The 18834-nt window shown below is 71.5% G+C and carries 18 protein-coding genes and 1 pseudogene; 6 read left to right on the forward strand and 13 right to left on the reverse strand.

The features are described 5' to 3' along the window. The 6 genes and pseudogenes from ACWERV_RS25340 to ACWERV_RS25365 form a co-directional block, all read right to left on the reverse strand. Positions 1 to 476 (reverse strand): annotated as a pseudogene (locus ACWERV_RS25340) (type VI secretion protein); the annotation flags it as partial. 9 nt (positions 477 to 485) lie between these two features. Next, positions 486 to 1904 carry an ATP-binding protein gene (locus tag ACWERV_RS25345; protein ID WP_398192143.1) on the reverse strand — a complete coding sequence of 473 codons (1419 nt, stop codon included), beginning with the start codon at positions 1902 to 1904 and terminating at the stop codon, positions 486 to 488. A 31-nt stretch (positions 1905 to 1935) separates the two neighbouring features. Further along, positions 1936 to 3480, reverse strand: a complete 1545-nt coding sequence (locus ACWERV_RS25350; RefSeq protein WP_398191966.1) for an SCO6880 family protein — start codon at positions 3478 to 3480, stop codon at positions 1936 to 1938. Further along, on the reverse strand, positions 3477 to 4829 hold the full coding sequence (locus tag ACWERV_RS25355; RefSeq protein WP_452937009.1) for a hypothetical protein: 1353 nt from the start codon (positions 4827 to 4829) through the stop codon (positions 3477 to 3479). The genes ACWERV_RS25350 and ACWERV_RS25355 overlap by 4 nt, the downstream gene beginning before the upstream one ends. After that, positions 4819 to 5697 carry a hypothetical protein gene (locus tag ACWERV_RS25360; protein ID WP_452937012.1) on the reverse strand — a complete coding sequence of 293 codons (879 nt, stop codon included), beginning with the start codon at positions 5695 to 5697 and terminating at the stop codon, positions 4819 to 4821. The genes ACWERV_RS25355 and ACWERV_RS25360 overlap by 11 nt, the downstream gene beginning before the upstream one ends. Before the next feature lie 238 nt (positions 5698 to 5935). Beyond that, entirely contained in the window at positions 5936 to 6244 is a 309-nt protein-coding gene (locus ACWERV_RS25365) for a hypothetical protein (protein ID WP_031524459.1), read from the reverse strand. Positions 6245 to 6605: 361 nt separating this feature from the next. On the opposite strand from ACWERV_RS25365, the gene ACWERV_RS25370 reads away from it, so the two are divergent. Together ACWERV_RS25370 and ACWERV_RS25375 are read left to right on the forward strand one after the other, a co-directional pair. Further along, complete coding sequence (locus ACWERV_RS25370; protein ID WP_398191971.1) at positions 6606 to 7613, forward strand: bifunctional lytic transglycosylase/C40 family peptidase; 1008 nt, start codon at positions 6606 to 6608, stop codon at positions 7611 to 7613. Between the two features lie 368 nt (positions 7614 to 7981). Beyond that, the gene (locus ACWERV_RS25375; protein ID WP_452937015.1) at positions 7982 to 8680 is read left to right on the forward strand and encodes a phosphatase PAP2 family protein; all 699 of its coding nucleotides are present in this window, start codon (positions 7982 to 7984) and stop codon (positions 8678 to 8680) included. Positions 8681 to 8762: 82 nt separating this feature from the next. Here the strand turns inward: ACWERV_RS25375 and ACWERV_RS25380 are convergent, their stop codons facing one another. After that, positions 8763 to 10355 (reverse strand): FAD-binding oxidoreductase, encoded by a 1593-nt coding sequence (locus ACWERV_RS25380; RefSeq protein WP_452937018.1) that lies wholly within the window; start codon positions 10353 to 10355, stop codon positions 8763 to 8765. A 120-nt stretch (positions 10356 to 10475) separates the two neighbouring features. Next, positions 10476 to 10646, reverse strand: coding sequence for a hypothetical protein (locus tag ACWERV_RS25385; protein WP_398191977.1), 171 nt, complete (start codon positions 10644 to 10646; stop codon positions 10476 to 10478). Between the two features lie 84 nt (positions 10647 to 10730). On the opposite strand from ACWERV_RS25385, the gene ACWERV_RS25390 reads away from it, so the two are divergent. Further along, a complete protein-coding gene (locus ACWERV_RS25390; protein ID WP_452937021.1) occupies positions 10731 to 11585 on the forward strand; it encodes a hypothetical protein in 855 nt (284 codons plus the stop codon). A gap of 338 nt (positions 11586 to 11923) precedes the next feature. Beyond that, positions 11924 to 12079 carry a hypothetical protein gene (locus ACWERV_RS25395; RefSeq protein ID WP_398191980.1) on the forward strand — a complete coding sequence of 52 codons (156 nt, stop codon included), beginning with the start codon at positions 11924 to 11926 and terminating at the stop codon, positions 12077 to 12079. A gap of 27 nt (positions 12080 to 12106) precedes the next feature. Here ACWERV_RS25395 and ACWERV_RS25400 read toward each other — a convergent pair whose 3' ends face one another. Further along, a complete protein-coding gene (locus ACWERV_RS25400; protein ID WP_398191982.1) occupies positions 12107 to 12481 on the reverse strand; it encodes a metal-sensitive transcriptional regulator in 375 nt (124 codons plus the stop codon). Between the two features lie 189 nt (positions 12482 to 12670). Between ACWERV_RS25400 and ACWERV_RS25405 the strand changes: the two genes are divergently transcribed. Next, on the forward strand, positions 12671 to 13291 hold the full coding sequence (locus ACWERV_RS25405; protein ID WP_398191984.1) for a DUF47 domain-containing protein: 621 nt from the start codon (positions 12671 to 12673) through the stop codon (positions 13289 to 13291). Between the two features lie 5 nt (positions 13292 to 13296). Next, a complete protein-coding gene (locus ACWERV_RS25410) occupies positions 13297 to 14292 on the forward strand; it encodes an anion permease (protein ID WP_452937027.1) in 996 nt (331 codons plus the stop codon). 107 nt (positions 14293 to 14399) lie between these two features. Here ACWERV_RS25410 and pstB read toward each other — a convergent pair whose 3' ends face one another. The 4 genes from pstB to pstS form a co-directional block, all read right to left on the reverse strand. Further along, on the reverse strand, positions 14400 to 15176 hold the full coding sequence (gene pstB / locus ACWERV_RS25415; RefSeq protein ID WP_398191988.1) for a phosphate ABC transporter ATP-binding protein PstB: 777 nt from the start codon (positions 15174 to 15176) through the stop codon (positions 14400 to 14402). A 54-nt stretch (positions 15177 to 15230) separates the two neighbouring features. Further along, positions 15231 to 16307, reverse strand: a complete 1077-nt coding sequence (pstA, locus tag ACWERV_RS25420; protein WP_452937030.1) for a phosphate ABC transporter permease PstA — start codon at positions 16305 to 16307, stop codon at positions 15231 to 15233. Further along, a complete protein-coding gene (gene pstC, locus ACWERV_RS25425) occupies positions 16304 to 17290 on the reverse strand; it encodes a phosphate ABC transporter permease subunit PstC (RefSeq protein ID WP_452937033.1) in 987 nt (328 codons plus the stop codon). The genes pstA and pstC overlap by 4 nt, the downstream gene beginning before the upstream one ends. Positions 17291 to 17402: 112 nt before the next feature. After that, a complete protein-coding gene (gene pstS, locus ACWERV_RS25430; protein WP_452937035.1) occupies positions 17403 to 18569 on the reverse strand; it encodes a phosphate ABC transporter substrate-binding protein PstS in 1167 nt (388 codons plus the stop codon). Positions 18570 to 18834 lie beyond the last annotated feature (265 nt).

Genomic DNA, 18834 nt, shown 5'->3' on the forward strand with positions numbered 1-18834 from the left:
GCGCGGCCGCGGCGGCGCGGCGCGGGCACGTCCGCCGGGGCCTCCGCCGGGCCTGCGACCGGCTCGGGCGCGGGCCCCGGCTCGGCGGCGGCGGCCACGGGTACCGGCCTGGGGACGGGGCGGCGGCCCTTGCCGCGCAGTTGGGCCGTCACGTTCATCGTCCACACCGCGACCGTGAACAGCACCATGAACTGCCCGATGAAGATGCCCCAGAACAGCCCCGGGCCCGAGAGCCCGCCCGCTTCGGCGTCCGGCCACGCGGCGGGGATGTCGTGCGGTTGGCCGACCAGCGCCCGCATCGCCCGCGGGGTGCGGGTGAAGTGCAGCCCCGCGGGCCACGAGCCGTGCGCCAGCAGCCCCGCGATACCGGTGGCCGTCCACACCAGCAGCGTGACGCCCAGCAGGAACGCGATGATGCCGACGACCAGCCCGTCCGGCAGGCCGCCGCCGTTCTGCTCCCGCTTCTGCGCCGCCATGCCCCCGCCTCACGCCACCGCGTCGTCGGCCATTTGCTTGGCGAGGGCGACCTGGGCGGCGGCGTGCGCCTCCGCCCGTGCCTCGGCCTCGGCTTCCGCCTCCGCCATGTCGGCGGCGTGCTCCGAGGAGGACTGGGTCATGGCGCGGTCGGTGAAGACCAGGGGGCGTTCGGCCTCGGTGATCAGGTGTTTGACGACCTGTACGTTGCCGTTGACGTCCCACACCGCGATGCCCGGCGTCAGTGTCGGGATGATCTCGACCGCCCAGCGTGGCAGCCCCAGCACTCGTCCCGTCGCGCGCGCCTCGTCCGCCTTCTGGGCGTAGATCGTGCGGGTCGAGGCCATCTTCAGGATCGCCGCGGCCTCCTTGGCGGCGGCCCCGTCCACGACGTCCGACAGGTGGTGCACGACGGCGACGAAGGACAGGCCGAGGCGGCGGCCGAACTTCAGCAGCCGCTGGAAGAGCTGCGCCACGAAGGGGGAGTTGATGATGTGCCAGGCCTCCTCGACCAGGAAGATGCGTTTCTTCCGGTCGGGCCTGATCCACGTGTGCTCCAGCCACACGCCGACGATCGCCATCAGGATCGGCATCGCGATCGAGTTGCGGTCGATGTGCGAGAGGTCGAAGACGATGAGCGGCGAATCCAGGTCGATGCCCGCGCTCGTCGGCCCGTCGAACATGCCGCGCAGGTCGCCGTCCACCAGCCGGTCGAGCACCAGCGCCACGTCCAGGCCCCAGGCCCGTACGTCGTCCAGGTCGACGTTCATCGCCTCGGCGGACTCCGGCATCGGGTGCCGCAGCCGCTCGACGATGTCGGTCAGGATGGGCTGGCGGTCCGTCACCGTGTCGGCCACGTAGGCGTGCGCGACCTTCAGCGCGAAGCCCGAGCGCTCGTCCAGCCCGCGGCCCATCGCGACCTCGATGATGGTGCGCAGCAGCGCCAGCTGGCCGGTCACGGTGATCGCCGGGTCCAGCGGGTTGAGCTTGATGCCGCCGTCCAGCGCCGCCATCGGGTCCAGCCGGATCGGGGTCAGGCCCATCGCCTGCGCGATGAGGTTCCACTCGCCGACGCCGTCCTCGCCCTGCGCGTCCAGCACGACCACCTGGCGGTCCCGGAAGCGCAGCTGGCGCAGCACGTACGTCTTCTCCAGCGCCGACTTGCCGTTGCCGGACTCGCCCAGCACCAGCCAGTGCGGCGCGGGCAGCTGCTGGCCGTAGAGCTGGAAGGGGTCGTAGATGTAGCCCTTGCCCGAGTAGACCTCGCGGCCGATGATCACCCCGGAGTCGCCCAGGCCCGGCGCCGCCGTCGGCAGGTAGACCGCCTGCGCCTGCCCCGTCGAGGTGCGCACCGGCAGCCGGGTGGTCTCGACACGGCCGAACAGGAAGCTGGTGAACGCCTCGGTGAGCGCCGCGAGCGGGTCCAGCATGGGCATGGCGACGGCCTCCTCAGGACGGCGACTAGCGGCGGATGCCGGTGGCGAACGGCAACGTATTGACGAATGCCCGGTGGTGCTCACGATCGCACCACTCAAGCTTCAAATACGACTTACCGGCGGAAGCGCGAATGGTGCGCTTGTCGCGCGCCAGCGCTTCCGGGGAGCGCGAGGACACCGTGAGGTAGCCCACCAGGTTCACCCCGGCCGCACCGCTCGCCAGGTCCTCGCCGCGCTGGTCGATCCGGCCGTGGTGCGCGATGTCGCGCGGGTCCACGGTGCGGTTCATCTTCGCGGCGCGGCTCGCCTCGGCGTCGTCGTTGGTCTTCTCCGTCAGCATCCGCTCGATCGCGACATCGGTCGGCTCCAGATCCATCGTCACCGCGACCGTACGGATCACGTCCGGGGTGTGGACCAGCAGCGGCGCCAGGAAGTTGACGCCCACCGGGGTCATCGGCCACTCCTTGACCCACGCCGTGGAGTGGTGCCAGGGCGCCCGCGTCGTCGACTCGCGCGTCTTGGCCTGGAGGAACGTCGGCTCGGTCGCGTCCAGTTCGGCCGGCCACGCGTTGCGCCGGGTCATCGCCTGGATGTGGTCGATGGGGTGGTCCGGGTCGTACATCGAGTGGATGAGCGACGCCAGCCGGGCCTGGCCCAGCGGCTGCCGCACCCGGATGTCGGCCTCCGCCAGCCGCGCACAGATGTCGTTGAGCTCGCGCGCCATGACCGCCGCGAGCCCCGCGTCCTTGTCGACCTTGCGGCCGCGCCCGCTCGACGCCCGCGCCAGCGCGTTGCCCTCGGCCGCCAGTTCACGGGTGAAGTGCATGCACGCCACCAGGTAGGCGCGGTGCTGCTCGGAGGACGTCGACACCATCGACTGGAGCTGGTCGTAGGAGTCCTTGAGCCACCGCTCGGCCTCCGGGTCGCCGCGCTGGGCCACGTCCTTGGCGTGCGCGTCCGGATCGGCGGGCAGCGTACGGGCCAGCATCTGCAGCCGGGTGACGAAGCCGTCGCCGTTGGCCACATGCTTCAGCAGCGTGCCGAACCGCTCGACCAGGGCCTCCTGGTCCTCGCTGTCCCGCAGGCCCACGCCCGGACCCTCGATCTCGATCGCCGCCGTCACAGTCCGCCGGTCCACGTGCAGCAGCACCGCGATCTCGTCCGGCCCGAACGGCGCCGCGAGCCAGCTGATCCGCCCGATCCCCGGCGGCGGCCCCACCTCGACCTCCCGCCCGTCCAGCGCCGTGCCCGCCTCCTGCACCGACGACCGGTACGTCGGCGCGACCCGCAGCGTACGGCGGTAGGTGCGGTTGATCTCGAACCAGCGGTAGAACGTCCGCCTGCGGTACGGCAGGAAGACCGCGGCCAGCGCCAGCACCGGCCACCCGATCAGGCCGACGATGCGCAGCAGCAGGAACGGCACCAGCAGCCCGTTGAGCATGCCGAGCCCCGCGCCGAGCACGATCAGCACGATCTCACCGGTCTCGCGGTTCTTGCCCACGATCGCGTTGGGCCGCGCCTTGCCGATCAGATACGTGCGCCGCGGCTGGGTGAAGGACTGGGTCGTCACCCGCGATCACCTCCCTGCGAAGTGCCGTTGTCCGTTCCCCGGTTCGCCCGGAAAGGCGCCCCCAAGCCGCCGCCCCCGCCACCCGGGCGGGGTGGCGTCGCGCCACCACCGCCCTGGCCGCCGCCGCGCGCGCTGTGCGCCGCGATGCCGCCCGCCACCGGGTTCGACGGCTGCGGGCCACCGCCCTGGGCCTGCTCCTGCGGGCCGCCACGGGCGCTGTGCGTCTTGATGCCCTGCTTGACGAGCGCGGCCGGCGACGAGATCACCGCGGCCGCCTGGCTCTGGCCGCTCGCCTTGCGGCTGTTGCGCAGGTTGACCACGTCGTCGCCGAAGCCCGGCACGAAGCGGTAGATCATGAAGCTCGCGAAGATCGCCAGCAGGATGATCGCCAGACCCGACACCACGGCCGAGAACGAGTCCGGCCCGTTGTCCGACGAGGACAGCGCGCCCGCCAGGCCCAGCACGATCACGATCACCGGCTTGACCAGGATGACCGCGATCATCACCCCCGCCCAGCGCCTGACGTGGTGCCACATGTTCTTGTCCACCAGCCCCGCGTACACCGCGGTGCCCAGCATCGCGCCCACGTACAGCAGCGCCGCCCGGATCACCAGCTCCAGCCACAGCACACCCGCCGCCAGCACCGACACCATCGACACCACGATCAGCATGATCGGACCGCCGCCGATGTCCGTGCCCTTGGTGAGGGCGGCGGAGAAGGAGCCGAAGAAGACGTCGGTGTCGGACTTCGTGCCCGACGACATCACATCCGTGACGGCGTCGGTCGCCGACACCACGGTGTAGAGGATCAGCGGCGTGAACGCGGACGCCAGCACCGTCAGCCACAGGAAGCCGACCGCCTCGGTCAGCGCCTCCGTCATCGGCACCCCGCGCACCGCCCGCTTGGCCACCGCGAGCAGCCACAGGATGAGCGTCAGGATCGTGGACGCGGCGAAGACGACGGCGTACTGGCGGAGGAAGGAGGTGTTGGTGAAGTCGACCGCGGTCGTCTTCGTCACCGCGGCCGACAGCTTGTCGATCGTCCACCCGGCGGCGTTGCCGCAGCCCTTGGCGAGGGAGGAGAGGGGGTCGAGGGAGTCGGTGGGGTTGGTGCCCTTGGCGGGGGTGCCGGTGTCGCCCTTGGTGCAATAGTCCTTGGCCGCGCCGATGAGGCCGTCGCAGGCGTTGTTCGTCGGGGCTGCAGTCGGCGTGGCCGTGGCCGTCGCCGTTGCTGTCGCCGTCGCCCCCGGCGTCGGCGTGTCGGCCAGGGCCGCGGAGACGGGGCCGAGGCTCAGTGCGAGGACGGCGGCGGTCACGAGGGACCGGCGCAGGAGGCGGCTACCTGGCATACGTGAACCCTCCGTAGTCCCGGACCGCGCCGGCGATTTCGTCGGCGGAGGCGGCCTGGTTGTCGGCGGCGACGGGGGCGGGGCCGTCCTTCTGGGAGGAGGAACGGAGCTTCCAGTCGCCGCCCGACCAGACCAGCTGCTCGGTGATGGTGAACCAGGCGGTGCTGACCGGCTTGGTGGAGCCCGTGCCGGCGAGGCCGACGAGGTCGGTGCACCAGACCTCGACGGTCGTGGTGCCGGAGCCGGCGGCGCCGCCCGCGGTGACCTTGGTGCCGATCGGGATGGTGCGGGAGACGAAGGTGAGGCCGTCCGGGGCGGTGCCGTCGGCGTCGAGGCCGAGGTTCTTGAGGGCGTCGCCGGAGTAGGCGCTGTCCAGGTCGTGCTGGAAGGTGGCGCTGACGGACGGGTCGTAGATGGCGGTGACGATGGCGTGCCGCCGGGTGGCGTTGAACATGTCGGCGGAGCCGAGCGCGACCGCGTAGTTGGCCGCCGCGGACTGGGCGCCCTGGTCGGTGTGGGCGAAGCCGGCCGGGATGCCGGCGGCGCTCTTGCCCTGGACGGGCTGCTGCCCGGTCGGGTCGGTGGGCGCGGTCTTGGCGCCGTGGCTGCCGGTCGCGGTGCCCGTGGAGCTGCCCGTGGAGCCACTCGTGGAACTGCCCGGGGTGCCGCCGCTGCCGTCCGCGTTGTCGTGCGCGGCGGACGGGTGGTCGCCGCGGTTGGCGAAGGCGAGCGCGGCGATCAGCAGCACGACGATGCCGACGACGGTGACCAGCGCGCGCCGCGGCTGCGGGCGGCGGGTGCCGCCGTGCGCGGAGTGGCCTTCCGGCAGCCGGGTCCTGGTCGGGGGTCCGTCCTGGCCGAGGCTCATCGCGCGACCGCCCCTCGGAGCGTTGCGGGCGTGCGGATGCCACGGTTCGGGCGGACGGCTCCGCTGCTTGGTCGAGTGGGCATCAGCACGCAGCCTCGGGTGGGAAGTGGAGCCGGGACGGGCTCCGCGGGACGTTGCTCGGATCGGACGGGAGAGGCGGGAGGAACCGGCGGGAGGAAGGAGGCGAGAACGGAACGGGGCCCGGATCCGGCGCTGCGGGGCCGGGCGCGTGAGCGGGCTACACGGCCATGCCGTAGACGATGGTGAACAGCGTGCCGAGCGAGCCGATGATGAACACGCCGGTCAGTCCGGCGATGATCAGTCCCTTGCCCTGCTCGGCGCTGAAGGTGTCGCGCAGCGCCGTCGCACCGATCCGCTGCTTGGCCGCACCCCAGATCGCCATGGCCAGGCACAGCAGGATCGCCACCGCCATGACCACCTCGATCATCACACGGGCTTCCTGGCCCAGTGACCCGAAGGGTCCCCAGTCGGGCGCGATGCCGCCGATGATGGTGTTGATATCGCCCTTGGGGGCTGCCACGAACATGTAACTCACCACCCCGCTCTGTCAGTTGGCTCCCCTGCCGGGGCGCAAGGGGCCAGCATCTATCTTGACGGACGTTTCCGCTGTTGCGCGTCGCTCGGCAACTTTCTCGGCGGATCGTCCGTGTGATCCGGCCCGGAGCCGTCAGACTGGTGGACGGACCGGTGTTCGATGGGACATGCTTGACTACTCTGTGTATCACGAGCATAACCGCTGGGCAACGAGGGGAACGCACGTTCCCGCGTGGTGCGGCGGCGGACGTCCGAGAAGATGACGGGGCGACGATCTGACGAGCTGACAGAAGGGGTCCGGCGAGGGGCCGGAGGCCGGAGGCCGGTGACCGGCGGAAGGGGAGGGGAGACTGATGGGGCGTAAGCTCTGGATGGGCTTCGGCATCGGTGCCGGCCTGTTCTTCTCCTTCCTGGCCCTGCTGGTCGTGGGCACCTTCTCGGCGGCCGCGGGCCTGGCGAGCCGCGGGACGAACGCGGTGGGCCTGGCCAAGGGCGCGGTGCCGGACGTCTACCAGTCGCTGGTGCGCGACTGGGGCGATCTGTGCCCGGCGCTCAACCCGGCGCTGCTGGCCGCCCAGCTCTATCAGGAGAGCGGCTGGAACCCGCGCGCCCAGAGCGGGGCGAACGCCCAGGGCATCGCCCAGTTCATCCCCGGCACCTGGGCCACCCACGGCATCGACGGCAACGGCGACGGCAAGGCCGACGTGTGGGACCCGCAGGACGCGATCCCGTCGGCCGCGCAGTACGACTGCGACCTGGCGTCGTACGTGAAGAACGTGCCGGGCGACGTCACCGACAACATGCTCGCGGCGTACAACGCGGGCGCCTACGCCGTCATCAAGGCCGGCGGGGTGCCGCCGTACGCGGAGACGCAGAACTACGTCAAGCGCATCCGCACGCTGGAGAAGAGCTTCGCCGCGCCGATCGGGGCGGTCGCGCCGTCGCAGCAGGCGGCGGGGGCGATCTACTTCGCGCAGCAGCGCCTCGGCACCCCCTATCTGTGGGGCGGTGAGGGGACGGCGGCGCAGGACGGGCGGTTCGACTGCTCCGGGCTCACGCAGGCCGCGTACGCGTCGGTGGGCATCACGCTGCCGCGGGTGGCCGCCGACCAGTGGAACGCCGGGCCGCACCCGGCGCGGGACGAGCTGCTGCCGGGCGACCTGGTCTTCTTCGCCACCAACCTGAGCGACCCGCGCACCATCCACCACGTGGGGATCTACGTCGGCGGCGGCCATATGATCAACGCCCCGCACACCGGCGCGCTCATCCGGTTCGACCCGATCGACGGAGCCGATTACATCGGCGCGACCCGGGTCACCCAGGACGGCGCGCGGGCGCTGCCTGCGGCCGCCACGTCCTGACCCCCGGACGGCGCCCCCGGCTCCTGAAGGCTGCTGACGGCTACGGACAGCTGCTGGCGGCTCCCGACGGTTCCTGACGGCTCCTGACGCAGAGTGTCCGGCGGGTGGACGGGGCTGCCGCCGCGGCCCGTGGGTTCGCCCGCTCCTCATCTGAGCGTCACCCTCTGGCCTACGGTCGGCCGTCAAACGGCCCGTGCGGTCACCCTTGCATAACAGCATGGTGATCTTCTGGCGAAGACCGGAACGCTACGTACAGTGCCGGGCGTTGTACGGGCGACAATGGCCTGGTACGCAAGCGACGGGGGTTGCAGACGTGCCGTGCCGCTGAGACACGGTCAGTTGCTAGTTGTTAGAGGGGCACCACCGCCATGGCACAGGGCGCCAACGACAGCGCGAACCCCGACGTCTCCCTGCTCCGATCGATCAACGACCTCGCCAAGCAGGCCCCGCACGGTGTGGACCGGGCCGTGGCGTTCGCCGGCGAGTACGGGCTGGTGGCGCTGGCGCTGCTGCTCGCCGGGTGGTGCTGGTGGCGGGTGGCCCGGCGGTCGGCCGACGCCCCGGCCGCGGTCGCCGGCGTGCTGTGGGCGGTCCTGGCCGCGGGCCTCGCGGTGCTGCTGGACTTCCCCGTGCGCGCGCTGGTCCGGCGCCCCGGGCCGTACGCCGACCACGACGGCATCGACGTGCTCGTCTCCGGCCACCACGGTACGTCCTTCGTGAGCGACCACACCGCGCTGGCCGCGGCGGTCGCGGTCGGGCTGTTCATGGTGAGCCGCAAGGCGGGGGCGGTCGCCCTCGTGGTCGCGCTCGCCGAGGGCTTCACCCGGGTCTACCTGGGCACGCACTACCCGACCGACGTCATCGGCGGCTTCGCCCTCGGGGCCGCGACCGTGCTGCTGCCGGCGCCCCTCGCGCTCGTCGGCCTCACCGCGCTGACCCGGCGGGTGGCCGGGACGCGGGCCCGGTTCCTGGTGGTGGCGCCGCGCCGCGAGCCGCACCGCCGGACGCGGGCGGCCGCCGCGCACCACCACCGGCACCGTGCGGACGACAAGGACCTCGCCGCCTGACCCCGCCCTGACCCGGCGTCAAGGCGCTTTCCGGCCGCCTCCGGCCCGGGATCCGCCCCGTCGCCCTCCCGCAGGGGCGGTCTCACACCGCCTGCGGGAAGTCGAAGAGCCGGTCCGGGTCCAGGCGGCGCTTGAGGGCGGACAGCCGGTCGGCGTTCGGCCCGTAGTAGGCGGTGCGCCAGTCGGTGAGGGCCGGGTCGGTGTAGTTCTGGTAGGCCGCGCCCGAGGCGTAGCGGCGCATCGCGTCGTGCGTCGTGTTCAGCCAGCCGGTCGTCGACAGAGCGCCGGAGGCCAGGTACTGGGCGAGGAAGCGCGAGCGGCGGTGGCTGAAGGCGGTCGCCGTCGGGTCCACCCGGTTGACGGCGCCGCCCAGCGCGGTCAGGGCGACGCTGCCCGCCCCGCCGCCCTTCGTTCCGGCCAGCCGCTGGACCTGCGAGAGCAGCGCGCTGATCCCGGCCGCGGACAGGTCGGTGTCGTAGAAGTCGGAACGCGCGGTGTACGTGTCGCGCCCGAGCCGCCCCGCGGGGGCCAGCTGGCACTGGGCGGCGGACCAGGAGCCGCAGCCCGCGTAGGAGAACATCGCGTCGTGGTAGCTGTGCGGGTGCAGCGAGACGGAGGAGGCGTCCGCGCCCACGGCCGAGGCGAGCTTGTCGGCCGCGGCGGCGAGGTCGGCGCGCGAGCCGCTGGAGAGCATCGGCACGGACACCGTGGGGGAGCCGCCGGGCGCGCAGTCCAGGTGCAGCGCCGACCATATGTGGTCGGGCTGGTCCGGGCCCCAGCCCTGCCAGCCGGCCACCACGTCGGCGGCCCGGCTCCACGGCCAGGTCAGGTACCCGGTGACGACCGCGGGCGCGGGGTGGGTGGTGAAGCGCAGCGAGGTGACGACGCCGAAGTTGCCGCAGCCGCCGCCGCGCAGCGCCCACAGCACGTCGGGCTCGCTGTCCTCGGAGATCTCGTGGACGGTGCCGTCCGCGGTCACCAGGGTCGCGCCGATCAGGTTGTCGCACGTCAGGCCCATGGAGCGGCTCATGACGCCGTGACCGCCGCCGAGTGCGAGACCGGACACGCCGACGGTGGGGCAGGAGCCGGCCGGGACGGTCCGGCCCTGCCGCCCGAGCGTGTCGTAGACGTCGATGAGCTTGGCGCCCGCGGCGGCGGTCGCGACCGTGCCGTCCAGCCGGACGGACTTCAGCCGCGAGACGTCGACGACGAGCCGCCCGTCGCCGGAGGAGTAGCCCGCGTACGAGTGGCCGCCGCTGCGGATCGCCGGGGTCGTGCCGGTGCGGTGGGCGAAGTCCAGGCAGCGGGCGATGTCGTCGGTGCCGGTGACGTACGCGATCGCCGCCGGGCGCAGGTTGTCGAAGCGGGTGTTGTACAGCCGCCGGTCGGTCGCGTAGGCGCTGTCCTTGGGGAGCACCAGGGTGCCCTGGAGGGCCGAGCCGAGCGCGGACCAGTCCGCGGCGGACGGCGGGCGGACGCTCGCGGACGGGGTGGCGGGCGTGGACGTGGGGGTGGCGGGGGTCGCGGACGGGGTGCCGGTGCCCGTGCTGCCGCTCGCCTTGCCGTCGTCGTCGGAGGGACCGCAGCCGCTGAGCCAGGCCGCGGCGAGGGCGCCGCCGGCCGCGAGCGCGCTACGCCGCCGCAGTTGCCGGGAGCCGGGGACCGGGTCGTTCACGCGATTCACCGCCGCATCCCGCCGGGGTCGCCGGCGACCGGAACTGATCAAGGGCTGTCTGCACAGTCCTAGACGTGACCGGGCGGGCGCCGGTTGCGGTCGGCGGCGGGCGGTACGCGATCAGCCGTCGGTGTGCTCCCGGGCGTCGCGCCGGGCCCGGTCGCGCGACCTGCGGGCGGGGCCGTGCCAGCCGCACGTGCAGCGCGCGGTGGCGAACGAGCCGCGCTCGGTGACCGACGTCCGGTGGCCCTCGGCGGCATGTGTCTCGTCGTGGGTACGAAGCTGCGGCACCCCACCACGGTAACGGGCGTGACGGGCCCCTTCCGACCGTCGTTACGGAGAAGGGGCCGAGGCGACGACGGGGATGGTTGAGGGATGACGGCGGCGAAGTCCACGGCGCTGCGGACGGTGACCGCGGTGGCCGTGGCCTGGTGCGCGACGGTGCTGCCGGCCGGCTGCGGCGCCGCCCACGGCGACACCGGCCGGGCCGCCCCGGCCCCCGCCGCCGACCCCGCGGCGCTGGTCCGGGGCGCCGCGGGCACGCTGGTACGGGCGGGCGGCTCGCTCGTCGGCACGTCCCTGCGGATGGCCAGCGGCGGCACCTGGGTCACCGTCACCGGCAGCGGCCGGTACGACTACGCGCAGGCGCGGGGCACGCTCACCCTCGTCCTGCCGCGCGACGCGGCCGGGGCGCAGGAGCACGCGCCGGTCACCGAGCTGCTCACGCCGGGCGCGCTCTACATGAAGAACCGGGGCGCGGGTGTGCCCGCGGACAAGTGGGTACGTGTCGATGTCGCCGCGCTGCCCGACGGCGATCTCGTCACCGGCGGCGCCACCGACCCGCTCGCCGCGGCGCAGTTGCTCCGCGGGGTGCTCACCGCGCGGCTCGCGGGGGAGCGGACGCTCGACGGGGTGCCCGTACGGCGCCTGACCGGGACCCTCGACATCGCGCGGGCGGCGCGCGCGTACGGGCCCCGGCCGCCGGTCGCGCTGTCCGCCGCCGCGAAGGGCTTCGCGGTGGGGCGGGTGCCCTTCGAGGTGTGGGTCGACGCGGGGGGCCGGCCGGCCCGGGTGACGCTGCGGTACGCGTACGGGCCGGCCCGGCACACGGTGGAGGTCGTCTCCACGACCACGTACTCCGGGTTCGGCGCGGCCGTCCCGCCCCTGGGGCTTCCGCCGGCGGCGGACATCTGGACCGGCAAGATCGTTTCTCCCCCCGCGTCCGGCTGACCCGGCGTCCGGCTGACCCGGCGTCCGGCTGACCCGGCGGTCGCGCCCCGGGCTGCCCCGGGGGTCCTTTGCGCGGCCTTCCCCCGGTGGTGGGCTTGTCGCGCAGTTCCCCGCGCCCCCAAAACGCCGACCCCCCGCGCAGAGGGCACCCCCGGCGGAGCCACCCACCGGCGGGAGGTCGTGCGGGTCACCGCGGCAGGCACCCCGGCGCGCCCCCGGAAATGGTCATTACGTGCCATGCGGCGGGGCAAGGAGTGTCCCTACGCTGGAGGACGGCCGCATGTGCGGCCGCAGGCATGCGCGGCCGCAAAAGGACGCACACCCGGCGAGGAGGGGGAATGGTGCCGTCGCCCGGCGCTACGCTCCAGGACGATCCGGTGGCTCTCGCCGAGATCGAGCTGACCTGCGAGCTGATGATCGCCGCGTCCACCGCCGTCGAGGACCGGCTGAGCTTCGCCCGGATCGACGAGGTCCTGGGCGTCCACCGCCCGTAGCGGGCGGCCGAGTGCGGCTGAGGGCGGCTAGGTGCGGAGCAGCCGCGCTATCGCCGCCGTCGCCTCGGCGACCTTCTCGTCGATCTCCGGTCCGCCGCCGACCGCCGCGGCGGCGACGCAGTGCCGCAGGTGCTCCTCCAGGAGCTGGAGGGCGAAGGACTGGAGCCCCTTCGTGCTGGCGGACACCTGGGTGAGGATGTCGATGCAGTAGACGTCCTGCTCGACCATCCGCTGGAGTCCGCGGATCTGGCCCTCGATGCGGCGCAGCCGCTTCAGGTGCGACTCTTTGTCATGGCTATAGCCATGCGGGCCCTGCGGCGCCACAATCTCGTCTGCTGCCGAAGCCGCTGGTTCCGCCACCGGTTCCGTCACCGCCGCCCGTTCCGTCGTCGCGTCCGTCATCCCGCCATCCGCCCTCTCTGTCCCCTTATACCCCTAGAGGGTATATCTTACCGAATCGATATCGTGTGCGAGGCATCCCCCGTCCGGGGGACTGTGTCCCATGGGCGACACTGGATGCGCCGGTTAGCTGTGGCCGGATGTTGCGCCTAGCATCAATGAGACGACTCCCATGTATCCCGAGGAACCCACGTGCGCTTTCGTCTGACCCCCAGGGAGACGAGCTTCTACGACATGTTCGCCGCCTCCGCGGACAACATCGTCACCGGTTCGAAGCTCCTCATGGAACTGCTGGGAGCCGATTCGGCCACCCGCGTCGAGATCGCCGAGCGCATGCGGGCGGCGGAGCACGCGGGGGACGACGCGACCCACGCGATCTTCCACCAGCTGAACTCCTCGTTCATCACGCCCTTCGACCGGGAGGACATCTACACTCTCGCCGGCTCGCTGGACGACATCATGGACTACATGGAGGAAGCCGTTGACCTGGTCGTCCTCTACAACGTGGAGGAGCTGCCGAAGGGCGTCGAGCAGCAGATCGAGGTGCTGGCGAGGGCCGCGGAGCTGACCGCGGAGGCGATGCCCAACCTGCGCACGATGTCCAACCTCACCGAGTACTGGATCGAGGTCAACCGGCTGGAGAACCAGGCCGACCAGATCCACCGCAAGCTGCTCGCACAGCTCTTCAACGGCAAGTACGAGGCCATCGAGGTGCTCAAGCTCAAGCAGATCGTGGACGTCCTGGAAGAGGCGGCGGACGCGTTCGAGCACGTGGCCAACACCGTGGAGACCATCGCGGTCAAGGAGTCCTGACCCACGTGGACACCTTCGTGCTGGTCGTCACCATCGCGGTGGCGCTCTTCTTCACGTACACCAACGGCTTCCACGACTCCGCGAACGCCATCGCCACCTCCGTGTCGACCCGGGCGCTGACCCCCAGGGCGGCGCTGGCGATGGCCGCGGTGATGAACCTGGCGGGCGCCTTCCTGGGCAGCGGCGTCGCCAAGACGGTCAGCAAGGGCCTGATCGACACCCCCGAGGGCCGCTCCGGGATGGGCATCCTGTTCGCCGCGCTCGCCGGGGCGATCGTGTGGAATCTGGTCACGTGGTATTTCGGTCTGCCGTCGAGTTCCAGCCATGCGCTGTTCGGCGGTCTGGTGGGCGCGGCGCTCGCCGGGGGCATCGCGGTGCACTGGTCGGGAGTGGTCGACAAGGTCGTCATCCCGATGTTCGTGTCGCCCGCGGTCGGTCTGGTGCTGGGCTATCTGGTGATGCTGGCGATCCTGTGGTTCTTCCGGCGCGCCAACCCGCACAAGGCCAAGCGCGGCTTCCGGATCGCGCAGACGGTGTCGGCCGCCGGAATGGCCCTCGGCCACGGCCTGCAGGACGCGCAGAAGACCATGGGCGTCGTGGTGCTGGCGCTGGTGATCCACGACCCGGGCAAGGGCTTCGGCATTCCCATCTGGGTCAAGCTGGTGTGCGCGGCGATGATGTCGCTGGGCACGTACGCGGGCGGCTGGCGCATCATGCGCACGCTGGGCCGCCGGATCATCGACCTGGACCCGCCGCAGGGCTTCGCGGCCGAGACGACCTCGGCGTCGATCCTCTACGCGACCTCGTACATCTTCCAGGCGCCGATCTCCACGACACACGTCATCACCTCGTCGATCATGGGTGTCGGCGCGACCCGCCGGGTCAAGGCGGTGCGCTGGGGCGTGGCCAAGAACATCGTCGCGGGCTGGTTCATCACGATGCCGGCCGCGGCGCTCGTCGCCGCCGGGTGCTACTGGGTCGTCGCGCTGGTCTTCGGCTGACGCACGGTGCCCGGCCCGCGGCACGGATCAGGCCCCGCCCCCCTTCCGGGGAGCGGGGCCTGCGCCTTGCGGTGGCACCGCCATGCAGCACCGCACGGCGGTCTTGATCACCCGAAGCGGCCCGAGATGTAGTCCTCGGTGGCCTGCACTGACGGGTTGGAGAAGATCCGCTCGGTCTCGTCGATCTCGATGAGCTTGCCGGGCTGGCCGACGGCCGCCAGGTTGAAGAAGGCGGTGCGGTCGGAGACGCGCGCGGCCTGCTGCATGTTGTGCGTCACGATGACGATGGTGAAACGGTTCTTGAGCTCGCCGATCAGGTCCTCGATGGCGAGGGTGGAGATCGGGTCGAGGGCCGAGCAGGGCTCGTCCATCAGCAGCACCTCGGGCTCGACCGCGATGGCGCGGGCGATGCACAGCCGCTGCTGCTGGCCGCCGGACAGGCCCGAGCCGGGCTTGTTCAGCCGGTCCTTGACCTCGTTCCACAGGTTGGCGCCCTTGAGGGAGCGCTCGACGATGGTGTCCAGCTCGCCCTTCCTGCGGATGCCGTTGAGCCGGAGGCCCGCCGCCACGTTGTCGTAGATCGACATGGTGGGGAACGGGTTGGGGCGCTGGAAGACCATGCCGACGGTGCGCCGGACGGTGACCGGGTCGACGCCCGAGCCGTACAGGTTCTCGTCGTCCAGCAGCACCTTGCCCTCGACCCGGCCGCCGGGGGTGACCTCGTGCATGCGGTTGAGGGTGCGCAGGAAGGTGGACTTGCCGCAGCCGGAGGGGCCGATGAAGGCCGTCACCGAGCCGGGCTCGATGGTCATGGAGATGTCGTCGATCGCCTTGTGGGCGGAGTAGTACGCGGACAGGCCGCTGACGTCGATGCGCTTGGCCATGGCTTGGATCACTTCTCTTCTGGGACGGTCTGGCTGACTGGTTGCATGGCCGCGTCAGCGACCGGCCTTCGGCGCTTTCCAGCGGGCGACGGCCCGCGCGACGAGGTTCAGGATCATCACGAACGCGATGAGCACCAGGGCGGCCCCCCAGGCCCGCTGGTAGCTCGGGTCGTTGCCGTTCTTGTACTGCTGGTAGATGTAGTACGGCAGCGACGACTGCGGGTCGTGGAACGGGTCGGTGTTGATCAGGTTGCTGCCGAACACCAGCAGCGCGATCGGGGCGCTCTCACCGGCGATACGGGCGACGGCCAGCATCACACCGGTGGTGATACCGCCGATCGACGTCGGCACGACGACCTTGACGATCGTGCGCCACTTGGGCACGCCGAGCGCGAGCGAGGCCTCGCGCAGCTCGTTCGGGACGAGCTTGAGCATCTCCTCGGTCGAGCGGACCACGACCGGCAGCATCAGGATCGCCAGCGCGAGGGAGCCCGCGAAGCCGTTCGCCGGTGCCTTGTCCAGCAGCACGAACCAGATCGACAGGATGAACAGACCGGCCACGATCGACGGGACACCGGTCATGACGTCGACGAAGAAGGTCACCCACTTCGCGAGCGCGCCCTTGCCGTACTCCACCAGGTAGACGGCGGTCAGCAGGCCGATGGGGGCCGCGATCACAGTCGCGATGCCGACCTGCTCCAGGGTGCCGATGATGGCGTGGTAGACGCCGCCGCCGGGCTGGATGGTCAGCACGTTGTTCATGGAGTGGGTCAGGAAGGTGCCGTCGATGACGCCGGCTCCCTTGGCGATCGTGGTCTCCACCAGGGAGTACAGCGGGATGACGGCCAGCACGAAGCTGGACCACACCAGGCTGGTGGCCACCCGGTCCTTGGCCTGGCGGCGGCCCTCGACCTGGGCGGTGATGACGTAGGAGCCCAGGACGAACAGCAGCAGGGCGATCAGACCCCACTGGATGTGGCTGCTCAGCCCGGCGCCGGCGCCGATGCCGCAGCCGATCGCGATGGCGCCCGCGGCGATGGCCAGCGGGGTCCAGCGGGGCAGGTGCCGGGTGGACAGGCGGACGGGGGCGGGACGGGCGGCGGGCGCCTCGTCGATGGTCGCGTCGGTCATGCGTTGGCCCCCGAGTACTCCTTGCGCCGCTGGATGATGATCCGCGCGGCACCGTTGACCAGCAGGGTGATGAGGAACAGCACCAGACCGGAGGCGATCAGCGCGTCCCGGCCGAAGTCGTCGGCCTCGCCGAACTTCGACACGATGTTCTGCGAGAAGGTGCCGCCGACCGGGTCGAGGATGTGCGCCGACAGCTCGGGCGAGGCGGACAGCACGGTCGCGACCGCCATGGTCTCGCCGAGCGCGCGGCCCAGGCCCAGCATGGAGGCGCTGATGATGCCGGAGCGCGCGAAGGGCAGGACCGACAGCCGGATGACCTCCCAGCGGGTCGCGCCGAGCGCGAGCGCCGCCTCCTCGTGCATCTTGGGCACCTGGTTGATCACTTCACGGCTGACGTTGGTGATGATCGGCAGCACCATGACCGCCAGCAGGACGCCCACGGTGAACAGCGAGCGGGCCGCCGAGTTGGGGTCCTGCTTGTCGAAGACGACCGTCCAGCCGAGGTAGTCGTCCAGCCAGAGGTTGAGCCCGCGCAGGTGCGGCACCAGGAAGAGGGCGCCCCACAGGCCGTAGATGATGCTGGGCACGGCGGCGAGCAGGTCGATCACGAAGGCGATCGGGCCGCCGAGCCTGCGCGGCGCGTAGTGCGTGATGAACAGGGCGATGCCGAGCGCGATCGGCACCGCGATGAGCATCGCGATGACCGCGCTGACGATCGTGCCGTAGGCCAGGACCGCGATACCGAAGACCGGCGGGTTCAGGCTCGGCGTCCACTCGAAGGTGGTGAGGAAGTTTCCGTGGTCCTTGGAGATCGCGTGGACCGCGCGGGTGGTGAGGAAGATGGCTATCGCGGCCATCACCACGAGGAGCAGGATGCCGGATCCGCGGGCGAGCCCCGCGAAGATCCGGTCACCGGGCCGGGTCACGGGCCCGCTGGCCCGGTGTGGCTCGGGTTTGGTGGGGGGTGGAGCGGTGGTTGTCATGTGATCGTTTCTCCGGTCTGGGTGGGGGAGGCGCTGGGCGTCCCCCGGCGGCGGTGCACCGGATACGCGACGGGCCCCGCGACCTCAGGGCCGCGGGACCCGTCGCGTGAGGTCAGGAGAGCGAACCGATGGTGGTGCGCACCTTGGTCGCGATCTCCGTCGGGAGCGGGGCGTAGCCGGCGGCGGACAGCTTCTGCTGGCCCTGCTCGCTGGCGATGTAGTTCAGGAAGGACTTGGTCAGCGAGAGCGTGTCCGCCTTGTTGCCCTTGTCGCAGGCGATCTCGTACGTGACCAGGACGATCGGGTAGGCGTTCGGCTCCTTGGTCGTGTACGCGGCGCTCAGGTCCAGGGCCAGGTCGGAGCCCGTGCCGACGACCTTCGCGGCACCGATGCCCGCGGAGGCGTTGGCCGTGGTGGCCTCGACCGGCTGCGGGGCGCCGGTGTTGATCTTGACGGTCGGGATGCTGTTCGCGGTCGCGTAGGACAGCTCGAAGTAACCGATCGAACCCTCGGTCTGCTTCACCAGCGCGGCGACACCGGAGGACTGCGGAGCGGCCTGGCCACCCTTGGCGGCCCACGCCTTGGCGTGCTCGTACGGCCAGTCGGCGGGGGCGGAGCCCTTGAGGAACTTGGTCAGGTTGTCCGTGGTGCCGGAGTCGTCCTGGCGGTGCACCGACTGGATCTTGGTGCTCGGGAGCTTGGCGCCCGGGTTGAGCTTGGCGATGGCCTGGTCGTTCCAGGTGGTGACCTTGCCGTTGAAGATCTTCGCCAGGGTCGAGCCGTCCAGGACCAGGTTGTCCACGCCGGGCAGGTTGTAACCGATGGCGATCGGGCCGCCGACCATCGGGATGTTGATGCCCTGGCCGCCGGTGCAGACCTTCTTCGACGCGTCGACCTCTTCGGGCTTCAGCGGCGAGTCGGAGCCCGCGAAGGCGTCCGTGCCCTGGTTGAAGTCGACGATGCCCTCGCCGGACGACGACGTCTTGTAGTTGATCGTCGAGCCCTTGCAGGACTGCTGGTAGTCCTTGACCCAGGCCTCGATCGCGTTCTGCTGGGCGCTGGAGCCGGAAGCCTTGATCTGGCCGGTGGCGCAGGTGATGCCCAGCGCGTTGGCGTCACCGCCCGAGCCGCCGGTGGTGCTGGCCGCCGAGGTCGACGTGTCCGAGCTGCTGCTGTCGCTGTTGTCGTCCGAGCCGCAGGCGGACAGGACCAGCGCACCGGTAATCGCGACCGCGCCGACGGTCAGGGCCCGCAGCCCGCTCTTACGCTGAAGCTTCACCTTCGTGTGTTCCTTCCGAGAGCCCGCCGGTGCACGGCGAAGCAGAGGGTTGGTGTTTCCGCGTTGGCGGCCGATGGCCGCCGGTAAGGCCGAAATTAGGCAGATCAGGTGAAGCGACCTGCGGGGGCGAGTGAACGCCGGGTGAACCTCACCCGTCAGCCCGGTGATGCCCCTTTGTGCCCCTCGCTGCCGCGCCGAGCACCCGTTTTTGCGCCGCCGCGCCGGGCCCTCGTTTTTTTAGGGGCGCGGGGAACTGCGCGGCCCG

This window comes from Streptomyces sp. NPDC004031, from assembly GCF_053604375.1.